This window comes from Shewanella subflava (genome assembly GCF_025971955.1).
Lineage (GTDB): Bacteria > Pseudomonadota > Gammaproteobacteria > Enterobacterales > Shewanellaceae > Shewanella > Shewanella subflava.
In genome coordinates, this window is record NZ_JAPDMX010000002.1 from 150,168 (window position 1) to 173,880 (window position 23,713).

General features: G+C 42.8%; 19 protein-coding genes and 3 tRNA genes. 6 read left to right on the forward strand and 16 right to left on the reverse strand.

The annotated features are described in order from the left end of the window. Positions 1 to 8 precede the first annotated feature (8 nt). The 8 genes from OHT75_RS01200 to OHT75_RS01235 form a co-directional block, all read right to left on the reverse strand. Positions 9 to 1,193, reverse strand: coding sequence for a trans-sulfuration enzyme family protein (locus OHT75_RS01200; protein WP_264724550.1), 1,185 nt, complete (start codon positions 1,191 to 1,193; stop codon positions 9 to 11). 234 nt (positions 1,194 to 1,427) lie between these two features. Further along, positions 1,428 to 2,321 carry a LysR family transcriptional regulator gene (locus OHT75_RS01205; RefSeq protein ID WP_264724551.1) on the reverse strand — a complete coding sequence of 298 codons (894 nt, stop codon included), beginning with the start codon at positions 2,319 to 2,321 and terminating at the stop codon, positions 1,428 to 1,430. Between the two features lie 470 nt (positions 2,322 to 2,791). Continuing rightward, positions 2,792 to 3,298, reverse strand: coding sequence for a hypothetical protein (locus OHT75_RS01210; protein ID WP_264724552.1), 507 nt, complete (start codon positions 3,296 to 3,298; stop codon positions 2,792 to 2,794). A 392-nt stretch (positions 3,299 to 3,690) separates the two neighbouring features. Then, entirely contained in the window at positions 3,691 to 4,749 is a 1,059-nt protein-coding gene (oleD, locus tag OHT75_RS01215; RefSeq protein WP_264724554.1) for a 2-alkyl-3-oxoalkanoate reductase, read from the reverse strand. Further along, positions 4,749 to 6,491: an olefin beta-lactone synthetase gene (gene oleC, locus OHT75_RS01220; protein WP_264724556.1), complete on the reverse strand. Its 1,743-nt coding sequence runs from the start codon at positions 6,489 to 6,491 to the stop codon at positions 4,749 to 4,751. Before oleC ends, oleD begins: the two co-directional genes overlap by 1 nt. A 112-nt stretch (positions 6,492 to 6,603) precedes the next feature. Continuing rightward, positions 6,604 to 7,497 carry an alpha/beta fold hydrolase gene (locus tag OHT75_RS01225; RefSeq protein WP_264724558.1) on the reverse strand — a complete coding sequence of 298 codons (894 nt, stop codon included), beginning with the start codon at positions 7,495 to 7,497 and terminating at the stop codon, positions 6,604 to 6,606. Between the two features lie 51 nt (positions 7,498 to 7,548). Further along, positions 7,549 to 8,598 carry a 3-oxoacyl-ACP synthase III gene (locus OHT75_RS01230; RefSeq protein WP_188843549.1) on the reverse strand — a complete coding sequence of 350 codons (1,050 nt, stop codon included), beginning with the start codon at positions 8,596 to 8,598 and terminating at the stop codon, positions 7,549 to 7,551. Between the two features lie 303 nt (positions 8,599 to 8,901). Then, positions 8,902 to 10,197 (reverse strand): methyltransferase, encoded by a 1,296-nt coding sequence (locus OHT75_RS01235; RefSeq protein WP_406681941.1) that lies wholly within the window; start codon positions 10,195 to 10,197, stop codon positions 8,902 to 8,904. A 179-nt stretch (positions 10,198 to 10,376) separates the two neighbouring features. Here OHT75_RS01235 and OHT75_RS01240 point away from each other — a divergent pair, with 179 nt between their 5' ends. After that, the gene (locus OHT75_RS01240) at positions 10,377 to 10,601 is read left to right on the forward strand and encodes a DUF1289 domain-containing protein (protein ID WP_264724562.1); all 225 of its coding nucleotides are present in this window, start codon (positions 10,377 to 10,379) and stop codon (positions 10,599 to 10,601) included. Between the two features lie 34 nt (positions 10,602 to 10,635). Then, positions 10,636 to 10,851, forward strand: coding sequence for a TIGR02450 family Trp-rich protein (locus OHT75_RS01245; RefSeq protein ID WP_264724564.1), 216 nt, complete (start codon positions 10,636 to 10,638; stop codon positions 10,849 to 10,851). Positions 10,852 to 10,973: 122 nt separating this feature from the next. On the opposite strand, the gene OHT75_RS01250 is transcribed toward OHT75_RS01245, so the two are convergent. Both OHT75_RS01250 and OHT75_RS01255 read right to left on the reverse strand, forming a co-directional pair. Further along, on the reverse strand, positions 10,974 to 11,327 hold the full coding sequence (locus tag OHT75_RS01250; protein WP_264724565.1) for a YajD family HNH nuclease: 354 nt from the start codon (positions 11,325 to 11,327) through the stop codon (positions 10,974 to 10,976). Between the two features lie 109 nt (positions 11,328 to 11,436). Continuing rightward, entirely contained in the window at positions 11,437 to 13,404 is a 1,968-nt protein-coding gene (locus OHT75_RS01255) for a BCCT family transporter (protein WP_264724566.1), read from the reverse strand. Between the two features lie 298 nt (positions 13,405 to 13,702). Here OHT75_RS01255 and OHT75_RS01260 point away from each other — a divergent pair, with 298 nt between their 5' ends. From OHT75_RS01260 to panP, 4 genes are all read left to right on the forward strand, one after another. Further along, on the forward strand, positions 13,703 to 14,854 hold the full coding sequence (locus tag OHT75_RS01260; protein ID WP_264724567.1) for a sugar diacid recognition domain-containing protein: 1,152 nt from the start codon (positions 13,703 to 13,705) through the stop codon (positions 14,852 to 14,854). Between the two features lie 153 nt (positions 14,855 to 15,007). Further along, positions 15,008 to 16,369, forward strand: a complete 1,362-nt coding sequence (locus tag OHT75_RS01265) for a GntP family permease (RefSeq protein ID WP_264724568.1) — start codon at positions 15,008 to 15,010, stop codon at positions 16,367 to 16,369. 19 nt (positions 16,370 to 16,388) lie between these two features. Further along, positions 16,389 to 17,588, forward strand: a complete 1,200-nt coding sequence (locus OHT75_RS01270; protein WP_264724569.1) for a glycerate kinase — start codon at positions 16,389 to 16,391, stop codon at positions 17,586 to 17,588. Between the two features lie 99 nt (positions 17,589 to 17,687). Continuing rightward, the gene (gene panP, locus OHT75_RS01275) at positions 17,688 to 19,328 is read left to right on the forward strand and encodes a pyridoxal-dependent aspartate 1-decarboxylase PanP (RefSeq protein ID WP_264724570.1); all 1,641 of its coding nucleotides are present in this window, start codon (positions 17,688 to 17,690) and stop codon (positions 19,326 to 19,328) included. Positions 19,329 to 20,013: 685 nt separating this feature from the next. On the opposite strand, the gene OHT75_RS01280 is transcribed toward panP, so the two are convergent. The 6 genes from OHT75_RS01280 to uvrY all read right to left on the reverse strand — a co-directional run bounded on the left by OHT75_RS01280 (position 20,014) and on the right by uvrY (position 23,618). Beyond that, positions 20,014 to 20,099: transfer RNA gene (locus OHT75_RS01280), tRNA-Leu, on the reverse strand. A gap of 50 nt (positions 20,100 to 20,149) precedes the next feature. After that, positions 20,150 to 20,223 (reverse strand) — tRNA-Cys (locus tag OHT75_RS01285). Positions 20,224 to 20,241: 18 nt separating this feature from the next. Then, positions 20,242 to 20,317: transfer RNA gene (locus OHT75_RS01290), tRNA-Gly, on the reverse strand. 158 nt (positions 20,318 to 20,475) lie between these two features. Next, the gene (gene pgsA, locus OHT75_RS01295; RefSeq protein WP_261299452.1) at positions 20,476 to 21,024 is read right to left on the reverse strand and encodes a CDP-diacylglycerol--glycerol-3-phosphate 3-phosphatidyltransferase; all 549 of its coding nucleotides are present in this window, start codon (positions 21,022 to 21,024) and stop codon (positions 20,476 to 20,478) included. A gap of 44 nt (positions 21,025 to 21,068) precedes the next feature. After that, on the reverse strand, positions 21,069 to 22,901 hold the full coding sequence (gene uvrC / locus OHT75_RS01300; protein WP_264724572.1) for an excinuclease ABC subunit UvrC: 1,833 nt from the start codon (positions 22,899 to 22,901) through the stop codon (positions 21,069 to 21,071). Between the two features lie 72 nt (positions 22,902 to 22,973). Beyond that, positions 22,974 to 23,618, reverse strand: a complete 645-nt coding sequence (gene uvrY / locus OHT75_RS01305) for a UvrY/SirA/GacA family response regulator transcription factor (protein ID WP_264724574.1) — start codon at positions 23,616 to 23,618, stop codon at positions 22,974 to 22,976. Between the last annotated feature and the right edge of the window lie 95 nt (positions 23,619 to 23,713).

A 23,713-nucleotide genomic window follows, 5' to 3' on the forward strand; every position in this document is an offset into this window, starting at 1 on the left:
TCAAACGATTAAGCCAGCGCTTGTTCTATGTCATTAATCAAGTCTTGCACATTTTCAAGACCCACTGAAATTCTTAACAGGTTATCAGTGATCCCAGCAGCCAATCTGGCTTCAGGTGTATAAGGTGAATGGGTCATTGAGGCGGGATGCTGGATCAATGACTCTGCATCACCTAAACTGACGGCAATTGCAAACAAACCAAGGCGATTAACAAATTTAATCGCATCTTGTTTATCGCCTTTTAATTCAAAAGCAATCACCCCACCCGCTCGTTTCATTTGATTACCAATGAACTTATGCCCTGCATGTTTAGCAAGACCAGGATAAAACACCTTGCCAAAGGCCGGATGTTTATCTAAATAATCAGCCAGCACTTCAGCATTATCACAATGCCGCGTTAAGCGAACATCTAAGGTTTTTAGACCACGCAAAATAAGCCAAGCATCGTGCGGCGAAATCACGCCACCAAAGTCTTTGAGTATTTCATATTTAAGCTTATGTAAATGCTCGCTACTGCCACACACTATGCCTGCGATGACATCACCATGTCCATTAAGGTATTTAGTCGCACTGTGGATCACCATATCAATCCCCATTGCCAGTGGTTGCTGCAACAATGGCGTCATAAAGGTGTTATCGACAATCGATACTAATTGATGTTTTTTAGCGATTTGCGCCAGCGCCGCCAAATCAAACACCTCTAAATGGGGATTTACTGGTGTTTCACAAAAAAGCACTTTGGTTTGCGGGGTAATTGCCGCCTCTACAGCTGCCAAATCTGCAAAATCAACCAAAGTCGCATGAATCCCTAGTCGGCTTAACTGAGTGGTCATTAATGCAAAGGTACAACCATAAACCGCCTTAGAGGCCACTAAATGATCGCCCGCTTGTAAATGGGTAAGCAATGCACTTGATACCGCCGCCATGCCAGAGGCACAGGCAGCTGCATCTTCAGCGCCCTCTAGCAACGCCATTTTACGTTCAAGTTCTGAAGTAGTGGGATTACCTAAACGGGTATAAATATAACCGGTTTCATCTCCGGCAAATCGAGCACCACCTTGCTCAGCATTATCAAATACAAATGTGGCGCTTTGATACAAGGGTGTCACTAATGCCCCAAAGGCTTCCCGTTGATGGCCGCCGTGAATGGCCAATGTCGCCAAATCCCAATGAGCTTGTTTGTTATCTTGCATATTATTCTCCTTGCTCACTTTGTTATTGTCGTTATAAAAGTGTGAGCAAGATTTAAGATACAGAGGAATAAGATATAACCAAGATGGATAAGGCAAATAGTCCGCGACAAAATGTAAGCAAAATGTTACAGGAGTAGATGTGGATTTATCATCAGTCGCTGGTCGATAAACTCATTCGCAGCATATTGAGGCTAAGATCAGTCAAATTCAGACATTAACAGGCAATAACCACAATTACACATCCTCTTTATAGGTCGGTTTTACCTGAGCGATAAAAGCTTGCGCGGCAGCTGTTAATGGTAAATTTTTACGCCAAATAAAGGCTAACTCCCACGCCACTTTTTCAGCTAACGGAATAAATTTAACGTTAGCCGACGACACTCGCTGACAAATTGGCTCGGGCAAAATGGCGTAGGCCATTTTTGCTTCTGCCATTGCGGCCATAAACTCCCACTGGCCAGTATGTGACACCACATTCAGTTTATAACCAGTTCCTTGACAGCTCTGGCTAATGACTTTACCGATAGCGAACTGGTCATTGTATTGCACAAAGGGGCGCCCATCTAAATCTTGCCATGTTAACTCAGTTTGGTTTGCCAACTCATGGTCGACATGCACACAGACATGTAATGAATAACGTTCTAATTTCAGTATGTTAAATTCATCGGCATGGGTAGTAGGCAATGCTGTAACACCAATGTCTAAACTGTCATTTAGCAAAGCTTTCTCAACCGCAAACCCACCCACTTCAAGCACATTCACCTCAATACCTGGATAAGTAGTTTTAAAACTAGCCAGCATATTAATAAACATACCACCTGTCATTGGGCTTAAACCTAAACGCAATCGACCAATCTTTAATCCCGTCAGCGCATTCATGTCTTCATACATACGGTGCCACTGGCCCACAATTTGTTGGGCACTTTTGGCCAATAGTAAGCCCGCTTCTGTCACTTCCACTTTCTGGTTATTGCGGATCAATAATTTTTGATCCAGTGTATCTTCCATTTTTTTAATGGTTTTACTCAGTGTGGGCTGAGTCATATAAAGCTGTTCAGCCGCTAAGGTAAAGTGGCCAACTTCAATGACAGTAAGAAAACATTGCAAATTTTTAATTGATACATTCATGCCAAAATGGAATCCACTAAGTGATATTTTGTCATTTTACTTATTTATAGCGGGAGAATATAGTGATTTCACATCGACCAGCTACCCGTTTAATTGAAAGGATTTTGACATGAAAGCATTCAAAAATTTATTTGCTAGCGCACTTGTTCTTGCCGCGCTTCCTGAAAAAGTTGAAGCCAAAGTAAAGCAATCTGACGCAAAGAAATCATAATCAGTTTTGGTCGTTAGCCTTATTTCTAATCCACTTTAATTGATACTAGATTCAGGTATTTTGTTTTTGCGTCCCCCATTCGCATACCATATACCCAATCTGATCGTGCTGATACCCCACCTTATATCAGTTATAAATCCGCAGACCAACCACTGCGGATTTTTTTAATCTTCGTCAATATAACAATGCCATATATGGCCATGTTATTTAGCTGTCGCAAAGAAAAGCCTTACGGGCCAGAGCGAACAGCTGTGGTAAGTTAAATTCGTTGCCACACTTCTTGTTCTTTTAAGACACCGTTTTCAAGGCGTTTGGTGAACAGCTTGTCTTGCTTGATGGTGTATTCAAACTTAAACGCGGTGCCTACTACCCCGAATGAATTTAGCTCTGGGGTTTCAATATAATATTTGTCGGTTAATTGATAAGTGCCGGTGCCAGCGGCCCAAAATTGTTTGCTGCCTTGCACATTTTTAATGGTGGTAAAACTGAAGTGACTGTCTGAAATGATTTTTATCGATGCTAAATCTAAACTTTTATAATCAACCCATTGCTGCTTTTCATCTAGGTATTGGCCAGAAACGAGTTGCCAAGTGCCAATCAATGGATTGGCCTCAACCAGATCTTGCTGGGCATAAAGGGCTTCAAGTTGGGTATTTAATGGAATGGCATAGCCCTGTTGCATTATGGTCATGCTGGCTAGCAGCAATATGGCGCTGCGACGCTTGAAAAGAGTAAAACAGGACACTGCCACTGAGTTAATATTCATCACACTACTTCCCTATAGTCTTAAACACAAGCTTTAAACATGATGCTGAAATCAGCATCAATACTGCATGAGTTGATTGCGGTTTAGGTTGTTGTACCATTAATCACGATAAGTAAGTGAGCAAAAACAACCTAGGGAAAACGCTTGAAAACATGGCAAATTTTTTCGATAAGCAGTTATTCTACAATCAAAAAATCTAACGCCGTTATCGAGTGTTTTAACAAGCTAGGCTGATCAGTTATTTATTAAGATTGGTATTAATTCACCTTTAATGTCGATGTTTAGCTAACGTTCAGGGGTTATGCTAAAGGTCGCTTTCAAAGGTACAACCGCGCCATGATAACCTAAAACCGCTGTGGGTAAATTACACTAAAGTATGGATATATTCGCCATTATAATGATTGCTTTAACCTTAACATGCCTTCATCAATTGACACCAATGGCTGATATCCTAAATCTTGCTTGGCGGCGCTAATATCAAAATAATGACTGGTCGATAACTGCTTTGCGACAAACTTGGTCATGATGGGCTCTTGTGATTTATTCAATGCTAAATAAATCGATTCAAGCAGTGCCCCAACAGCATAAGCTAATCCTGCAGGCACTCGCTTGGTAACGGGGGGTAAATCAACACAGGCTAAAATTTTATTGAGCATTTGCGCCATGGTAATAGGTTGATCATTACTTAAAAAGTACGCTTTCCCCGCAGATTTTGCCGCTGAGGTTAAATCAACCGCGGCAAGAATATGCGCATATGCCGCATTATCCACATAAATGGTATCAACTAGCTTATCTTGCTTACCGAGCAGCTTTAAGCGCCCGGCTTTAGCGCGGGTAATGACCCTCGGGACAAGATGGGGATCATTCGGCCCCCAGATAAGATGCGGTCTTAAGGCGGTGGTTTTCAAGCTTGGGCTGTTAGCGGCTAGCATGTTTTGTTCGGCGATAGCCTTTGACTCACCGTAATAATTCAAATACTGACCAGCATAGGGCGCCTGTTCATTAATACCATTTTCATCTTCGCCGGCAAATGTCACGCTTGGGGTGCTGGTATAAATTAAATAGTGAATAGCTAAACGCTGACACGCCTTAATAATGTTATCTGCGCCGTCAACGTTAGGTGAAAAATAACTCTGTTTACTGCCCCACACACCGGCTTTTGACGCCACATGAAAAACCAGATCACAACCTTGCATCGCGGCTGTCACTTGTTCAACGTTAGCAATGTCGCCTTGAATTAACTGCACGCCCATCTGAGTTAATTTGGGGTAATCCCCTCTTGCAAACCCCACCACAGAGATACCAGCAGCAATCAGGCGTTTACATATTGCAAAACCTAAAAAGCCCCCCGCACCGGTGACAAAAACCTTGGTCACCTTATGCTTAAGTTGCTTAAGTGCAACTTGCTCTTCAATTGGAAAATCAGTCAGCGTAATGTGTGGTTCAAGCATTATTCTTTCCATTGTTTTTGAGCCCAAACGGCTAATTTTTCACGAAATATTTTAGCATTATGACGCACATCGACCGGAAAATCAGGATGAATCAGAAAGCGGCTAATTCCCTGCGTGTGTGGATGGGCATTCGCCAGTTCAAGTAGGGCTTGATACAGCACTTTTGAGGTTGAACACACCACCCCTTTATTCAGTTCGATACACACTAAAGGCACTAGGTTACCATCAATGGTAACTGGCACTAATGCTGAACGTTTCACTTGCTCATGAGTATTAAACACGCGCTCACAGGGGATTGAAAAATAACGTTTTTCAAATTGCCCATTTATGCTTGCATCGACCCTGTGAGCTTTGCGGCCGCACATCCATAGTTGGTTATTAGCATCAAGATAGCCAACATCGCCCATACGGTGGCGCATTTGCATGCCATCTTGTATTTTGGCTGCAGCGGTGGCGCTATCGCGTTGATAGTACGTTTGGCTGACCATGGCGCCTTTCACCACAATTTCACCAATTTGATCAGCGGGTAAGCTTAAATCGTCGGTCCAATGTGCGATGGGTTGCTCAACGATATCGATGATTGCAATTTCAACCCCGTCAATGGTCTGGCCAACACAAATGCCAGCACCTTGATCGGTTTTATCTGTGGTGTTGAATAATGCACTGCTGGCTATTTTACTGATAGGCAATGACTCGGTAGCGCCATAGGAGTTAAGCACTTCAACGTTGGGTTCAAGCATTTTACTAAAACGTTTAATCGATGAAATGGTTGCTGGCGCGCCAGCTGAAATAACTCGCTTTACTGAGGTCAGCTTATGTTGGGTTTGCTCACCAGCCTGACCTAATCGTTCAAGTAGTGCAGGGTTAACAAACATATTGCTGCATTGATACTGTGAAATCGCCGCAAATAAGTGTTTAGGCTCAGCAGTAATCGGCTTACTGGCATCCATATCTGGCACAATTGAGGCCATACCTAAAGCGGGGCCAAATAAGGAAAACAGCGGAAAAGTGGCTAGGTCGCGCTCGCCAACATTAATGCCGTAGTCGTGCTTTAATGCGCTGATTTGTGCCTCAAACATTTTATGGCTGTAAACCACGCCTTTGGGCGTACCAGTACTGCCACTGGTAAACAGAATCGCAGCCATGTCATTTTCGGCTAATTTCACCATAGGATAACGATTATACTGGGTACCATTAACCTGTTTTAACGACTCAATACTGAGGCAACCCGCCAACCAACGCTGTAGGCGATTACCGCCTACATTAATGCAATACCTCACTGAATCTTTTCCCCAGCCAAGTACACGTCTTGCGATATGGGCTTTGGGTATACCGATAAAAGCATCGGGTTTGGATTCAATAAAGCATTGCTTTAAATTGTTAATCCCCATACCTGGGTCGACCAAAATGGGAATGATACCGGCTTTAAACAGTGCAAAGGTGAGATTAAAAAAAGCGATACTGGGCGTGACCATCAATACCGCTTTCATGCCCTGTTTAATACCTGATGCGTTGAGTTTATAGGCCAGCTCATCGGATTGTTTATCCAGTTCGGCAAAGGTTAACTCTTGGTACTGATACTGTCCGTTCGCTTTAGCCTGTTGCACTGCAACGGCTAATAAATCGGGGCTGTGCAGAGCTGCATTCACTAAATGCTGACACAAATTTGCATATTCAATTACTGATTCTGGTTGCGGCTGCTGATCAGGGATTGGATCAGGCAAAGGTGTTGAGTTAGTCATAAATAGCTAAGTTACTTAATCAAAGTGGAATAAAAAAATGCCAATTAAATCAATTTGCCGTTATTGGTGTTAAAGCGCCTAGGTCTTTAATAAAAAAGGCTCCGAAGAGCCTTTAGTTTTGCTTGATAAAACCTTGGATAAGCCCAATCACCTCGTCACTGGCATCTTCTAAAATATAGTGGCCACAATCTGCAAACTCATGAACTTCAGCATGGGGCATACGCTCTCGCCACTCGGCTAAAAAATGCTTATCAAACACAAAATCTTGTAAGCCAAAACAAATCAGCGTCGGAACATGGGAAAATTTAGCAAGACTGTCACCAATGTCAGTCACTAAATCAAAATTACGATCACCTGGCTTTAATGGAATATCCTGCACAAATCGAATGGTGGAAATACGATTTTTCCATGAGTTAAACGGCGCAACATAGGCTTCACGTACGGCTTTATCCATAGGTTTACGCTTAACACCCACATACGATGCGGCTGAAGAAAACGCATTCAAACCACGCACCAATAAGGTGCCGAATAAGGTTTCACGGCAAATCCACAATGCCCAGGGAAACGGCTTAGCCTTGGGTAAATGAAACGCTGCGGTGTTCAAATACACTAAACGTTTAATGCGTTGTGGATGACGGGCAGCAAAACCTGTGCCTATCATGCCGCCCCAGTCATGACACACTAAGGTGATGTTTTCAGTAACACCTAAATTATCTAATAGGGCTTCTAAATCATCTATACGGTTATTAAGGGTGTAATCATAATCGGGATCGTTGGGTTTGTCAGATATACCACAACCAATATGATCTGGCACAATACACTGATGATTAACACTCAGTGCACTGACTAAATTGCGAAAGTAATAACACCAGCTTGGGTTGCCATGAACCATCACAACGGGTTCACCCTGGCCTTCATTAATGTAGTGTAACTGATGGCCATTTCTATCTAAAAAATGGCTTTCAAATGGCAGTAATGACTGCAATTGTGCTGTGTAAGACGTCATGATGTGTCCTATTGAATATGTTTTGTTTTTTGTTCAATTAGTAAGGGCGTGTTACCACTTAAGCCCTAACATCATGCAGTTCAAACCACTGCCTATCCCTAAAAAGCTGACCTGATCACCTTGACGCAAAAAACCCACGTCGTGGGCAATAGCTGCCGTGACCGGTAACGATACCGTGCCCATATTGCCAAGGGTTTGGTAGGTGGGATATTCTTTTTCCTGTGGAATATTTAGCGCGCTAAGTACCTGCTTGCGGTTTGATGCGCCCACCTGATGACAAATGACTTTATCCACTTGCTCCACCACCCAATCACGCTGGGCTAAAAAGTGATCCCAAGTGTGCTTGGCTAAATCAACGCCTTCTTTTAATAAGGTGACGGCATCGGTACGCATAAATTCACGGTACAACATATGACCGGCTTCTTGAAGGCCCCATTCACATAAATTGTGATGCTCGGGTGCAGATAAATGGCTTGCCCCTAGAAGTTGATGTTGACGCGTGTTTTTCAGCGGTAAACTACCGTCGGTTAAAATAACCGCAATAGCACCTGAACCACCGGTTAAGGTTGCTAATGACTGAGCAAAGTTTTGCATTGTTGGCTCAGCAAGCATGTGATCAATGGTCGCTTCAACAATATCGCGCGCCGATTCACATGACACCACCATACCCGCTTTAATCTGACCAAGCTCGATACGGTTAGCAATGTCTAAAATACCCGATAACACGCCAAGACAAGCGTTGCTGATATCGTAAATCGCGGTATCTTTTGATACCCCAAGCTCAGCAGCAATGCGACACGCGGTTGCTGGTTCGTGTTGATCTCGACACACACCGGTGTAAACCACTGCACCTAAGTCGCTTACGTTAATGCCTGTTTCATTGACCGCTTTGTTAGCCGCAGCAATGGCTCCGTCTGATAAACGGTACCCTTTTGGCCACCAGCGACGCTCAGTTATCCCAGTCAAGGCAGCAAGTTGCCCCATAGGAATACGAAACTTTTTATATAAAGGCGCAAGACGAGATTCAAGATCCAGACTTGAGACAACTTGTGGTGCTAGCTCATAGGCTAGACTATTGATAAACACACGAGAGTATTTCATTAAACCATTTGTTCACTTTTACTCAATACCACTCAAACTTGGATTTATTATCCAAAATAAAAAGTCATCTAGACCTCAATGTCGTGACATTGACATCACAGTTTAGCGGTTTGATTATTGTAATTCACTATTAACCCGACATTTGAACAAGAATGGCTTAAAACTGCAATAAAAAACCGTTAAAACTCGGCGGGTTTTGCTATTTAATTATTCGCTGATTATGCGTTTTGTTTTCACTAGATAACTGAATCAATCAGACTTTTCTAAAATAAAAGAGTCTAAACAAAAGCTTAATAGTAAAAATTAAACCAAATGTATTTTCTCTGCATGGATTAAGGCATTTCTTGGGGTAATTTTAGTTGAGCAAAATTCAGTCAACTTTACATGGTAATCCTGCTCAATTAAGAAGCAAACTCTGTCGAGTAATAACCATTGCTCTAGCGCTTGTCTAAATAGGTGCCTGACTAAGTCAATTCGTTGGGTCAGCTTTTGACGTATACGTCCCTGCTGAAGATAGTTGCCATAAATCACATCATCTGGCAACACTAGCTGTTTTTCCGTTGCGGCCCAGCGACAAAAATCTTTAAAACTGCCACTTAACTGGCTTTGCTTTATGGTGGGTACGGGTAAGTATTCATCGCACTGACGCACTGCGCGCTGCAAACTGTCAAAGCCTAATCGCCACATAATTTCCTGTTTACGTAGTGCATTTTGCCTCTCACTAGCAATCACACTTTGTTGTAGTGGCAGTTGTAGATCATGACGTGACAGCTGAAAACGCGCCGCTTTGGCACCAGCCGAGAGGGGGTGATAAAAACGGCTTTGGATCAAATGATAGCAACAGGGAGAAATAGACAGTTTTTCCGTTCCCGTCATAGAGGCTAAGCGAAGTAATCGAACATGTAAGTCACCACAGGCATGTAAGGCGACAGCATGCTGGAACTGTTTAATTGGCGACGCTGTATGGTCTTGGGTTAAATCGGCAAACGCATCTGCACACACAAATTGCTGCGCCAGTTGCCACTTATCGGCAAACGTTTGACCTTGATGACAAAGGGCTTGCTGCCATTCTAAACTGGTCACGTTACGGTGTTGGGTTTTGGCAATTAATCTGCCCAAGTGCCCTTTACCTGCGCACCACTCAAGCACTGGAAGCTGACTGTCATCATGGTTAAATACCTGCGCGGTAAACGCTGTAATTTGTTGCCACTTACGCCCCTTGATGTGGGCGCTAAAATGGCTTAATTCTGCATTATCTTTAGGTACCTCGGCTGCAGTAGCAAGATGTTGATTCATGCTAGCCCCGAGCAGAGGCAACAAATCAGCGATATGAGAGTCAGACAGCGCCTGCATATCTTGCTCAAGTGATGGCACTAATTCCGCCAACAAACGTGATGAGTCATTATCAAGCGCATCGATATCTTCATCCGCTAATTGAGCCACTTTTTCCGCCAGTAAAGGAAAGCGCTGCTGCCAAGGAAATTGATCACAATCAAAGGCTACCACTTGCCATAAGTCTTGGGTCGCAGTGAGTAAATTTGATAATTGGCACAGACGCTGTGCATAGGCGGTTTGAGAATATTGTTCTGAACCACCCATTTGCCCTAAAGCAGCATTTGTATTTAAAGGTGTACTGGGCGCAGTAACCTGATTCTGTTCAGTCATGATGAAATAAAACACTCTCAATTGAATAAGCGTAATTGTAACAGCTCAATTTTAAACATGATAATATTGACCAATAACCCGATGATACACGTATAACAAATAGGTAAATGTCAATGCACTCCCCTTGTGTTGCCCGATGTGGCTTAAATGAAAATGATTATTGCATGGGCTGCTATCGCCATATTGATGAGATAGTGGCTTGGTCATCCGCCACTGACGAGCAAAAAAAACATATTTGGGATCAGCTTGATGCCCGTAAAACACAATTTTTAGATAGCGAAAATTGCCAGACATTGTCTAGAGCTAAATGGCTTGAGGCGGAAAAAAGGCTTATTTAACCTAAGTTATCACCAGCATTACTCAGGTGTATCGATGAATAAAATTAATCCAGCCAAGTTACTCAACAGTAAGTGGACAGCGGTAAAACCGACCAATAAAGAGAAACACTTTTTGGTCACTGAGATTGAGTTTGATGAAAATAATGTGGTGATTAACTGCGAGATAGAAGCGGTGATGTCCAAACGCATTATGGCAATCGACTGGCAACAATTAACCGATAGTCAACAGTGGATCCAAGGCTGGAAATAAGTAACATAGAGTAGAATAGTCATTCAGTCCTCCTGCGATTTTGCTCCATAACCAAAGTCACTTAGCACACTTCAACGGCAGCAATGGCTTAGGTTGAAGTGTGGACCATCAGCCTATAAAGACTATTTTTTCATCATCGCTTTAAGATCGGCAAACGGATTATAGGTTGCGGCTTCCTGCTTAGTTTCTGTGGTGCTGCCGTATCGGATCAGCTCTTCAAAACGCGAATGCTCATTATCATGGCAATACAAACACAACAGCTCCCAATTAGTGCCATCGGACGGGTTATTATCATGATTATGATCTCGGTGATGTACCGTTAACTCACTTAAGTTTTTATGGGTAAACTCGCGAGTACAGCGGCCACAAACCCAAGGGTAAAGCTTCAACGCCTGTTCACGATACCCCGTTTCACGTTTGGCTTTGTACTCTCTTGCCTCTGCCAATACTTTGTCTAATTTGCTCTCGCCAGCCATGTTTGCCCTAACCTCAACACGAAAAAATTACCCCAAGGATAATAAGGCTTATCACTTGGGGCAATGAATTTGTTTGGCTAAAGCACAAATGTGCATTATTTCTCAGCAATTAATCGACAAGTTCCGCATGGGATAAATGTAAATAATGCAGATAGCGTTCATATTGGGTCACAATATCAGCAGTGATATGATCTTGAGTGTAGCCCATTACATCGTACTGCTGACCACCGTGTTCTAAAAACACTTCAACGCGATAATATGACTGCTCGGAATCGATATTTTCTTCGGTGGTACCTGTGACAGTAAACGCCCGTAAGCGCAGACCGTACACAAAAGATAATGGGTCGTCTGGCCCTATCACCAAGCGCACCCGTTCATCTTTAAATACAATGTCCGCTTGCAGCCCTTTACTGATCAGAGTTGTCCTCATTTCTTTTAAGGCGGGTTGCGCTATGCTATCGATAAAGGTTTGTGCATCTTCTCGAGTCGGCATCGACACCAAAACATCAAGCCTGTCTTGCCAGGTCATATTAGCTTTAACATATTGCACGCTGGTGTTATGAGATTGAACGCTGTTAATTTTAAGCCAATCATCTTTTAACGCTTTGTACAGGCCGGCGCACATCAATAACATGACAAGTAAAAATGGCATTGCACTGGCTATCGCTGCCGTTTGCAGTGCCTGTAATCCACCAGCCACCAATAACACCGATGCAACAACGCCCTGTAATACCGCCCAGAATATCCGCTGCCACACAGGGGCATTGTTATCGCCACCTGAGGTGAGGTTATCAATCACCAATGAGCCTGAGTCAGAGGATGTCACAAAGAATGTCACCACCAAACACACTGCAATTACCGACAATAGCGTCGAGAATGGCATATGCTCAAAGAACTTAAATAATGCAACCGAGACATCACTGGAGACCGCATCAGATAAATAAGTCGCACCGTGATTTGCGATGGCATCAATTGCCGTATTACCAAATACCGTCATCCATAAAAATGTAATAGCAGAAGGAACAAACAATACCCCGATTAAAAATTCACGGATCGTTCTTCCGCGACTGACACGGGCAATAAAGGTACCGACAAATGGTGACCATGAAATCCACCAGCCCCAATACAACAAGGTCCAGCCACCAATCCAATCATCTTTTTGCTCATAGGCATACAAATTAAAGGTTTTACCGACAATATCACTCAAATACCCACCGGTATTTTGTACAAAAGATTGCAGTAACATCACCGTCGGTCCAAGTAATAGCACCGATAACATCAATAAAAATGCCAAGCCGAGGTTTAACTCACTTAAACGTTTAACGCCTTTATCTAAACCAGAAAATACCGATAACGTGGCGATTGCGGTAATGATGATAATCAACCCCACCTGCACTGTGGTGTTGTTAGGCAAACCGTCGATAAGATAGCTCAGCCCTGAATTTATCTGCAACACGCCAAAACCTAATGAGGTCGCCACGCCAAACATGGTACCCAATACCGCAAAAGTATCTACCGCATGGCCGATAGGTCCATAAATTTTATCACCAATCAGTGGATATAACGCTGAGCGTGGCAGTAAGGGTAACTTATGTCGATAAGAAAAATACGCCAGAGATAGCGCCACTACAGCATAAATGGCCCAGGCGTGGATCCCCCAGTGAAAAAAGGTGATCTTTAATGCTTCTTTCGCCGCTTGAATAGACTCAGGTGTTGCATCCGGTGGAGCCAAGTAATGCATTACCGGCTCTGCCACGCCAAAAAACATCAATCCAATCCCCATACCGGCAGAAAACAGCATGGCTATCCAACTTTTATAACTGTAATCGGGCACCGCATGTTCAGGCCCCAATTTAATGTCGCCAAAACGGCTCATCATCACAAAAATGATAAACACTAAAAAAATTGCAACGCCTAATATATACATCCAGCCCGCTTTGACTTCTAACCAGTGTTGAACTGATTTGAAGAATTGGCTAGCTTCTGTCGGCACTATGGCACATAACAAAACCATTGAAGCGATAAGAATAACTGAAGAGAAAAATACTGGCGGGTTGATACTTGTCTTAATAGACATAATGTCTCCCATAAAAAACGAGGAGTGCTTAATTTAACAAGCCGTGTTATTTAATTTAACGACTCATGTTAATTAAAAAAGCACAAAAATTAGCGGCTTATACTAGCATAAATTGACAGCCTTAGGGGCGAGACATGGGGGATTAATTTGATTCAAGTCCTCTATTGAAAGAATTTATGCTTTTTAAACGGCTGATTATGCCCACAAAGCCACAATAATTGCTTTACATTACTGGCATATACAATTTGTGCAAATGCTCATAAAATGCAGAACTCCCCCCTAATCAAATCGCATTCTCATGTTCCAACTTAATCATGCCATAGCGCAGAAAATTGTTAATCGTACTATGAAAATCATTGGGCATAACATCAATGTGATGAATGCACAGGGTATCATTTTAGGTTCGGGAGATAAGTTCCGCATTGATACGGTACACGAAGGTGCATTACTGGCGATCAGTCAAAATAGAGATGTGGCCATTAATCAAGAGGTCGCTTCCAGTTTGCATGGTGTTAAACCCGGCCTCAACTTACCACTACATTATCACGGTGAAATTATTGGGGTTATCGGCATTACAGGGCAACCCGAAAGCATCAAACAATTCGGTGAGTTACTAAAAATGACCGCAGAAATCATTGTCGAGCAAGCCACGTTGCAACAACAACTGCAATGGCAAAATCGTCAAAAAGAAGAGTTTATTTTACAACTGATTAAAGCTGATGAATCGAGCCTTCCAAGCATAAAGCAATGGGCATTACAACTTGATATCAATCTTGATAAACCTCGGGTAGTTGCAATTATTGAGATCATTCCTAATCAGCAGCAACACCAACACAGTGAAACCTTAAAACAAATAATGTATCTCCTACAAAACCCTGATAGGGACAATTTAATTGCAATGACATCACTCACGCAATTAGTGATTTTAAAGCCCGCTTTTCTGGATGGAAAACAATGGGACCCTGAACTTGAGAGCCAACGCATCGATAAATTAATGCAGCGGATCCCTGCCAATATGCAGGTAAATATTGCCATCGCTTTAGGTCATTATTTTACGGATCAATTAAGTATTGCCCACTCTTATTGTACTGCTCAAGAAACGCTGGCCATTGGAAAAAAAATTCACCCTAATCAGTCAAAATACCTTTATGAGAATTACAGCATTCCAATTTTAATGGCCGATTTTCGCCACCATTGGCGCGGAGATTCTTTAGTTGCGCCTTATTTAAAGCTGGTCAAAGTCGACAAAAATCAGCAATTACAAAAAACCTTAGCCGCCTATATTACCCATCTTGGCAATCAAAAATCCTGCGCAGAAAGTCTGTTTATTCATCGCAATACATTAAGGTATAGATTGGACAAAATCACCCAAATCACCGGTATCGAATTACATCAATTTCAGGGCTTACTTAGCTTGTATTTAGGCCAATTAATTCACACATCAGGATAATCCGCATTCACACCCCGCGACTTGTGCATTTGCACAATTTAAAGGTGATATTTAATCTATTATCTTGTTCTTAGGCACAAAGTATTCTGCTGATATTTGAAGAATAATAAACCACCCTCGGTAGATACACTAAAATAACTAAGAGCCTACACCATGAGCATGATATTGATCCTAATCGGAGTCATCGCATTTATTGTCATCGCGACCTCTAAATTTAAACTCCATCCTTTTCTTACCTTAATTCTTGCCTCGTTTATTGCGGCATTTGCTTACGGGTTACCTAGTGGAGAGATAGCAAAAACCATTTCCTCTGGATTTGGTGGGATATTAGGTTACATAGGGCTGGTTATCGTACTTGGCACCATTATTGGTATTATTCTTGAAAAAAGTGGCGCTGCGATCACAATGGCTGATGTCGTGATCAAATTATTAGGCCGACGTTTTCCCACATTAACTATGTCTATTATTGGTTATATTGTTTCTATTCCAGTATTTTGCGACTCAGGCTTTGTGATCCTAAATTCACTAAAACAATCAATGGCCAATCGAATGAAAGTATCAAGCGTATCGATGAGCGTCGCACTTGCTACGGGTCTTTATGCCACGCATACCTTTGTTCCTCCTACACCCGGTCCGATTGCCGCTGCGGGTAATTTAGGTTTGGAATCACAGCTTGGATTAGTCATTGCTGTTGGGGTGTTTGTGGCTGCAATTGCTGCATTCGCAGGCATGATATGGGCAAATCGTTTTGCGAACGAGCAACCAGAAGGTGAAGGTGCAGAAGAACTCAATATGCTTCAGCAACAAGATTATGAGCAACTGAAAAAAAGCTATGGCACGCTACCAAGCCCAATAAAAGCTTTTGCCCCTATTTTTATTCCTATTTTATTTATTTGTTTAGGTTCTATTGCCAACTTCCCATCAAAACCCGTTGGTGAAGAATTTCTGTTTACGACATTAATGTTTTTAGGTCAGCCCATAAACGCATTAATGATAGGGTTAGCTTTAGCATTACCCCTTTTAACATCCGATGAAAAAGTGAAAGAGTTTAGTGAACGCATCAGCCAAGGCTTGGTCGTTGCCGCACCGATTTTACTGATTACTGGCGCAGGTGGTGCTTTTGGTGCTGTACTAAAAGCCTCCGAGATTGGTACCTATTTAGGTAGCAGCCTATCAGCACTGGGCATAGGTATTTTTATGCCATTTATTGTTGCCGCTGCGCTAAAATCCGCTCAAGGTTCATCAACGGTTGCATTAGTTGCCACATCAGCATTGGTGGCACCTTTGTTGGGAGATATTGGCCTAGCTAGTGAGATGGGACGAGTATTAACTGTTATGGCTATAGGTGCCGGAGCAATGACCGTTTCCCATGCCAACGACAGCTTCTTCTGGGTTGTAACTCAATTTAGCCGAATGAGTGTTAAACAGGCATATAGAGCACAAACGATGGCAACCTTAATTCAAGGCGTTACTGCAATGATTGTCGTTTATCTTCTTAGCCTAGTGTTATTGTAAATCAGTAATGAGACCCCATATGAAAATTGTCATCGCCCCAGACTCCTTTAAAGAAAGTTTATCCGCAATGCAAGTGGCAGAAGCTATTGAACAAGGGTTGAAACAGGTGTTTCCTGATGCTGATTATCGCAAAGTGCCCATGGCCGATGGCGGTGAAGGTACGGTTCAAGCCATGGTCGATGCTACTGGAGGTGAGATCATTCATTTAAATGTTCGAGGACCTTTAGGAAACGCTATCCCGTCTTTTTATGGCATTTTAGGCGCAACAACCTCGGGAACTAAGACAGCTGTTATCGAAATGGCCGCTGCATCGGGTTTGCATTTAGTTGCACGCAATGAGCGCAATCCGCTAATAACCAGCTCCTATGGGACGGGCGAGCTAATTATAGATGCACTCAACCGTGGGATCAGGCACATCATTATAGGACTAGGTGGCAGCGCCACTAATGATGCCGGCGCAGGCATGCTAAAGGCCTTGGGGTTTTCGTTACTAAATCATGTCGGCACCGCCATCGATGATGGCGGTGCCGGGTTAATCGATTTAGCGACAATAGATGATACTCAATGTCACCCTCACCTGAAAGATTGCCAATTTGATATTGCCTGCGATGTTGATAATCCCTTATGCGGCCCCAAAGGTGCGTCAGCCATTTTTGGCCCGCAAAAAGGCGCAACTAGCGAGATGGTCACACAGCTTGATGGTGCACTTAATCACTTTGCTAAAATTGCTCATCCACATTGGAATAATGATCGCCTTCACCATTTACCCGGTGCGGGGGCGGCTGGCGGTATGGGCTTTGCCATAGTGGCATTTTTGAAAGGTCAACTCAGTCCAGGGGTAACCTTAGTGGCAAATGCGGTAGGATTAGCTGACACATGTAAGGGAGCGACACTGGTCATTACTGGCGAAGGCAGAATTGATGGCCAAACAGTATTTGGTAAAACGCCTATGGGGGTATTACAAACTGCGCAGCAATACCATGTTCCTGTCATCGGCATAGCAGGTTGTTTGGGCGATAATGCCGATGCGATGATCAAGCAAGGGATGACGGCAATATTTCCGATTATTCCTGGAATTGCCACATTGGATCAAGTGCTGTCACAGGCCGCAATCAATCTAACCAACACTTCGGCAAACATAGCGGCATTAATGAAGCTCAGCATGTCACTCAATCACGATATCAGTGGCGATAAAAACTTGAAGCAAGCTAAGCCATAAAGTAAAGTTAGCGCCTTATTCCGTCAATGAGAATAAGCCATGTTTAAGGCACGGTTTTATACTCATTGGGGCGCTTTTTTATTATTACGGCAAGCCTAAATGACCTCAAACTCCCCCCGTCAAGCAGATGCATCTGAGCAAAGTTTACTGCGCATTTTTACCGTGCCAGAAGATGCCAATTCAACTTTAAGCATCATTGAACAAAAGCTGTCGCAAGATCTAGCTGGTTTTTTAGGAAACAGCATTGCCGCATTAGAAAAACCGTTATCTGAAATTGAAACAGATTTTCAAGCATTTGAAATTCCTGCGAAGCCGCGCTTTGTATCTGATTACACAGATGAAATTATGCAAAACTTAGTGGCTCACTCAGTGCATACCTCTGCACCGAGCTTTATTGGCCACATGACATCTGCACTGCCCTATTTTGTATTGCCCCTATCGAAAATGATGGTGGGACTGAATCAAAATCTAGTTAAAATCGAAACCTCAAAAGCCTTTACCCCGCTAGAGCGTCAGGTTTTAGGCATGATGCACCATTTGACCTATGGCCAAGACCAGCATTTCTATCAGCAGTGGATGCACAGCGCGAATAACTCATTAGGGGCATTTTGCTCAGGTGGGACTGTAGCCAATATTACTGCGCTGTGGATAGCCCGTAACCGCGTGTTAAAGGCTGATGGTGATTTTAAAGGTGTGGGGCGTGAAGGCATGCTTAAAGCCCTGCGGTATTATGGTTATGATGATTTAGCCATTTTAGTCTCTGAGCGGGGCCACTATTCATTAGGTAAAGCGGCTGATTTACTCAGCATTGGCCGAGATAATATCGTCAGCATACCGACAGATGAAAACAATAAAGTCGATGTCAATGCGATGCGCACTGCGGCATTAGCACTACAACAACAAAACATTAAAGTCATGGCAATTGTTGGCGTTGCCGGTACAACTGAAACAGGCAGTGTTGATCCCCTAAATGAGTTAGCTATCCTCGCCGCTGAACTTGATTGTCATTTTCACGTCGATGCAGCATGGGGAGGAGCAAGTTTATTATCAAATAAATACCGCCATTTACTTAAAGGCATTGAATTAGCCGATTCAGTGACTATCGACGCCCATAAGCAAATGTATGTCCCTATGGGTGCTGGAATGGTGTTGTTTAAAGATCCTGAATTGGCCCACACCATAGCGCACCATGCTGAATATATTTTACGTGTTGGCTCAAAAGATTTAGGCACTCAAACCTTAGAAGGCTCTCGCCCAGGTATGGCAATGCTTGTACATGCTTGCCTACAAATTATTGGCCGTGAAGGCTATGAAATTTTAATTAATAACAGCTTAGAGAAAGCGCGTTATTTTGCTCAACTCATTGAACAGCATTATGATTTTGAATTAGTCACATCTCCTGAGCTGTGTTTACTGACGTATAGGTATGTGCCTAAATCAGTTCAGTTAAAGCTTAAAGAAGCGATAACCCACAACGACTTTACCCTAGTTGCCACAATTAATGAGCTGTTAGACGGTTTAACACAATTCATTCAAAAGCATCAGCGCGAACAAGGTAAATCATTCGTATCACGTACCCGAATTCGCCCAGCAAGATATCAAAGACAGCACACGACTGTGTTTAGAGTGGTATTGGCCAACCCACTCACCAGTCATGAGATCTTAGCTGAGGTACTCACAGAGCAAACCGAAATCGCCCAATTAGATAATGAGTTTTATCCGCAGTTAATGGCGTTATAGCAACCACAGTAAATGAGTGATCAGAAATAGCGAAGAAAAATGCACAATAACAAGACAACATATCATAAGTACTTGTTTTACACCAAAAAAAACTTAAAGACTTTATCGAGCATTTTCACAAGCTAGAATGAATAATTATTTATTACGATTGGTATCAAAGTTTCTATCGCGCATAAAGAGCCTCAGCAGATTGTTGAGGCTTTTTTTTGTGAAAAATCGGATATAGGATATGGGTAATCGGTGATCGGAATATTAAAGACATAAAAAAGCCCCGACGCGTTGTCGAGGCTTGTTTATCCATCACTCAATTTCGATATAAATATCAATGTGAGTCTAATAATGGTACCCGAGGCCAGACTTGCGCTGGCACGCCTTTTTTATCAAGAGCGCGAGGGATGTGAATAATTCAGTACCTCGTAAAAAACAAGGTATTTTTCAGACATAAAAAAGCCCCGACGCAATGTCGAGGCTGGTTTATCCATCACTTGCAAGCAAGTTTAATAATGGTACCCGAGACCAGACTTGCGCTGGCACGCCTGTTTTATCAAGAGCGCGAGGGATGTTAATAATTCAGTACCTCGTAAAAAACAAGGTATTTTTCAGACATAAAAAAGCCCCGACGCGTTGTCGAGGCTTGTTTATCCATCACTCAATTTCGATATAAATATTAATGTGAGTCTAATAATGGTACCCGAGGCCAGACTTGAACTGGCACGCTTATTCAGCGAGGGATTTTAAATCCCTTGTGTCTACCGATTCCACCACTCGGGCAAAGTGTTGTTTTAACCGCTTTAACATTAAAGCCATTAAACGCAATTTAGTGGAGGCGCGACCCGGAGTCGAACCGAGGTCGACGGATTTGCAATCCGCAGCATAGCCATTCTGCCATCGCGCCACAATGTAAATAAGGATTTGGAGCGACATATCGGGTTCGAACCGATGACCTATACCTTGGCAAGGTATCGCTCTACCAACTGAGCTAATGTCGCGTAAATCTGATTAACTGGCTTTAAGCGCTAAGGCTTTCTAGCTGTTACTCTCTTGTCTACGGGGGTGCATTTTACCGATTTCATCCCACGTGTCAATTGCTGTTTTTATTAAAACTTACCGTTTGCGCACTTAATAATCTTATTGAAGTATTTATGTGCTATTCAGCGGTTAAATCTTTCCAAGCCGCTGAAATGTAACTTATCATCGACCAAAAAGTCAGCAATGCTGCCACATAGAACAACACATAGGCCACATTGGTTAAAAATGGCGTGGGTTGCCAAATTAAGCCGACAATCGCCACCATTTGTGCGGCGGTTTTATATTTGCCAATCCACGACACGGCAACCACACCACGTTTGCCTATTTCTGCCATCCATTCACGCAAGGCTGAAATCACAATTTCGCGACCTATCATAAATAGTGCAGCTAAGGTTAAATAAATATTATCGTTCTGCTGAACCAACAACACTAAGGCAGTAGACACCATCACTTTGTCTGCAACCGGATCTAAAAACGCCCCAAAACGGGTTAACTGGCCAAGCTTTCTTGCGGCGTAACCATCTAAAGCATCTGTTACTGCAGCTAGCCAAAAAACAAATGCAGCGGCAAAAGGCGCCCAAGTGTAAGGAAGATAAAAGAAAAATATAAATACTGGCAAAAGCACTAAACGAAATAGTGTTAATGCTATAGGTAAATTAAACGGCATAAATAGACCAATTATTCAGAAGCAGCGCCAATCTTGCCTTAATTTTAGCCCCCTCGCAATGTGTCATGAATCGTTTGTGCCATTTCTAAGCTAATTCCTGGCACTTTTGCCAATTCCGCAACGCTGGCATTGTTCACTTCTTGCAATCCGCCTAAATGTTGCAACAACGCTTTACGTCTTTTAGGACCAACACCGTCAATCGATTCTAAGGTTGAGGTATTACGTGTTTTTTGCCGTTTGTTTCGATGCCCTGTAATCGCAAAACGATGTGACTCATCTCGAATATGCAGGATTAAATGAAATGCAGGTGAGTCACTGGCAATATCGATGGTTTCTTCTGTTCCGCCAACAACAAAGGTTTCAAGTCCAGCTTTACGCCCTTCACCTTTTGTCACTCCTATAAGCAGCGGTGGTTTGATTAAATGGGCACACTTGTCATCCACAATGCGCTGTGCAATGCGTAACTGACCTAATCCACCATCAATAAACACAATATCTGGCACTTTGCCGCTGTCATCAATTTTATCAAATCGCCTATTGATTACCTGTTCCATAGCGGCGTAGTCATCTCCAGCGGTGATATCGGTAATATTGTAGCGACGATAATCCGCTTTATGTGGCCCCTCACGATTAAAAACGACACAAGATGCCACCGTGCTTTCTCCCATGGTATGACTGATATCAAAACATTCCATACGATGAATCGAAAAAGATAACTCGAGCGCTTCTTCTAACAAGCTAAAACGTTGCTCAATGGTATTTTTGTGCGACAGCCTGCTGGCAACTGCATTGGTGGCATTGGTGACGGCTAAACGTAAAAAACTGGCTCGCTCACCACGTACTTGAGTTTTAATCGAAAACTTCTTTTGCAGTGCTTGCGCTATCGACGCTGCAGTGACGTCCATGCCATCAAAGTCATGACTGAGAATCACTTCTTTGGGTATGGTGCGTTGCACATCTTCATTTAAGTAAAACTGCCCCAAAAACGATGATAAGACTTCATCCAGCTCAGTGGCCACTGGCACGCTTGGGTAATAACTACGACTACCAAAAATTTTGCCATCGCGAATAAACAATAAATGAAAGCAGGCGATACCGGAGGCAAAGTGAACCCCAATTACGTCCATATCGCCTTTCGCGTTAGACACTTCTTGTTGCTCGCTTACTTTGCGTAGCGCACTAATTTGGTCACGATATTGTGCGGCCTGTTCATAGGCCATATTTATGGCTGCTTGCTCCATTTTAGCCACTAACGCGCTAATAACTTGCTGATCTTTTCCCCGTAAAAAGAGCGTGGCCAATTTAACTTGTTCTTGGTAATCCTCATCTGACACGATACCGACACAGGGAGCACTGCAGCGTGATAATTGATATTGCAAGCAGGGGCGAGAGCGAGATTTGTAATACACATCGTCGCACTGGCGGATCGGAAACAATTTTTGCATCAAATTCAAACTTTCACGCACTGCACCGCCGTTGGGATAAGGGCCGAAATAATGGCCTTTTTCGCGTTTAGTGCCACGATGATATGCTAATCGAGGATGTCGATGTTGGCTCAATAAAATGTAGGGATAGGACTTATCATCACGCAGCAACACATTGTATTTTGGCATGTATTGCTTGATATAGTCATTTTCAAGGATAAGCGCATCGGTTTCACTGTGGGTGACGGTCACATCGATATGATGAATATTGCTAACCAGGGCTTGGGTTTTTACGTTAGGTAAGTTTGAACGAAAATAAGATGTTAAACGTTTTCTAAGATCTTTTGCTTTACCCACATAAATCACTTCATCCTGTTTATCATACATTCGATAAACACCTGGTGATGAAGTGACGGTTTTTAAGAATGATTTTGCTTGAAATGCTTCAGTCATAATGATTTACAGCGTAAAAAATGGACGTAAACCAACGTCGCCATATTCCATGAGCAATAACGCAAACCTTAATTAGAATGAACCTGTATCGAGCATTTTGTAACGAATAGCTAAACGGGTTAACTCCACATCGCCATTGATCCCTAATTTGGCAAATAAACGGTAACGATAACTGTTAACGGTTTTCGGGCTTAAATTAAGTTTCTCTGAAATATCATTCACCTTTTCACCATTAGTGATCATTAGCATGATCTGCAACTCGCGTTCAGACAAACTGCTAAAGGGGTTCTCGTCACTGCTATTAAACTGACTGAGTGCCATTTGTTGTGCAATTTCTGGAGAAAGATAACGTTGACCACGTGAAACCTGACTAATCGCTCTAATCACTTCTGGCGAAGTTGAACCTTTAGTTAAGTAGCCTGAAGCGCCTGCTTGCATGACTTTGGTTGGAAATGGGTCTTCAGTTTGTACGGTTAGCACAATGATTTTTGCATCGGGCTGGTAGCGTAAAATTTTACGGGTGGCTTCTAAACCGCCCATACCAGGCATATTCATGTCCATTAAAATGACATCAGCCTCATTATGGCGAGACCACTGCACTGCGGTTTCACCATCGTGGGCTTCACCAACCACCTTAATACCACGTTCATCTTCTAACAGGCGACGGATCCCAGTGCGAACTAATTCGTGATCATCTACTAAATATACTGAAATCAACTTCAACCACCCTTTTATTATTAGCCATTCATCCTGAATATATAGGCATTTTTATTTCAAAATCATCAACATAAGAAATACATTGCGCTTTTTCT

Bases quoted from the DNA above. Each gene is read 5' to 3' on its own strand.
- OHT75_RS01230 (WP_188843549.1), bottom strand. From the start codon at position 8,598: ATGAAATACTCTCGTGTGTTTATCAATAGTCTAGCCTATGAGCTAGCA.
- panP (WP_264724570.1), top strand. From the start codon at position 17,688: ATGACCTCAAACTCCCCCCGTCAAGCAGATGCATCTGAGCAAAGTTTA.
- oleD (WP_264724554.1), bottom strand. From the start codon at position 4,749: ATGCTTGAACCACACATTACGCTGACTGATTTTCCAATTGAAGAGCAA.
- OHT75_RS01270 (WP_264724569.1), top strand. From the start codon at position 16,389: ATGAAAATTGTCATCGCCCCAGACTCCTTTAAAGAAAGTTTATCCGCA.
- pgsA (WP_261299452.1), bottom strand. From the start codon at position 21,024: ATGCCGTTTAATTTACCTATAGCATTAACACTATTTCGTTTAGTGCTT.
- OHT75_RS01210 (WP_264724552.1), bottom strand. From the start codon at position 3,298: ATGAATATTAACTCAGTGGCAGTGTCCTGTTTTACTCTTTTCAAGCGT.
- OHT75_RS01265 (WP_264724568.1), top strand. From the start codon at position 15,008: ATGAGCATGATATTGATCCTAATCGGAGTCATCGCATTTATTGTCATC.
- OHT75_RS01260 (WP_264724567.1), top strand. From the start codon at position 13,703: ATGTTCCAACTTAATCATGCCATAGCGCAGAAAATTGTTAATCGTACT.
- oleC (WP_264724556.1), bottom strand. From the start codon at position 6,491: ATGACTAACTCAACACCTTTGCCTGATCCAATCCCTGATCAGCAGCCG.
- OHT75_RS01255 (WP_264724566.1), bottom strand. From the start codon at position 13,404: ATGTCTATTAAGACAAGTATCAACCCGCCAGTATTTTTCTCTTCAGTT.
- OHT75_RS01245 (WP_264724564.1), top strand. From the start codon at position 10,636: ATGAATAAAATTAATCCAGCCAAGTTACTCAACAGTAAGTGGACAGCG.
- OHT75_RS01205 (WP_264724551.1), bottom strand. From the start codon at position 2,321: ATGAATGTATCAATTAAAAATTTGCAATGTTTTCTTACTGTCATTGAA.
- OHT75_RS01200 (WP_264724550.1), bottom strand. From the start codon at position 1,193: ATGCAAGATAACAAACAAGCTCATTGGGATTTGGCGACATTGGCCATT.
- OHT75_RS01250 (WP_264724565.1), bottom strand. From the start codon at position 11,327: ATGGCTGGCGAGAGCAAATTAGACAAAGTATTGGCAGAGGCAAGAGAG.
- uvrC (WP_264724572.1), bottom strand. From the start codon at position 22,901: ATGACTGAAGCATTTCAAGCAAAATCATTCTTAAAAACCGTCACTTCA.
- OHT75_RS01235 (WP_406681941.1), bottom strand. From the start codon at position 10,197: ATGGGTGGTTCAGAACAATATTCTCAAACCGCCTATGCACAGCGTCTG.
- OHT75_RS01240 (WP_264724562.1), top strand. From the start codon at position 10,377: ATGCACTCCCCTTGTGTTGCCCGATGTGGCTTAAATGAAAATGATTAT.
- OHT75_RS01225 (WP_264724558.1), bottom strand. From the start codon at position 7,497: ATGACGTCTTACACAGCACAATTGCAGTCATTACTGCCATTTGAAAGC.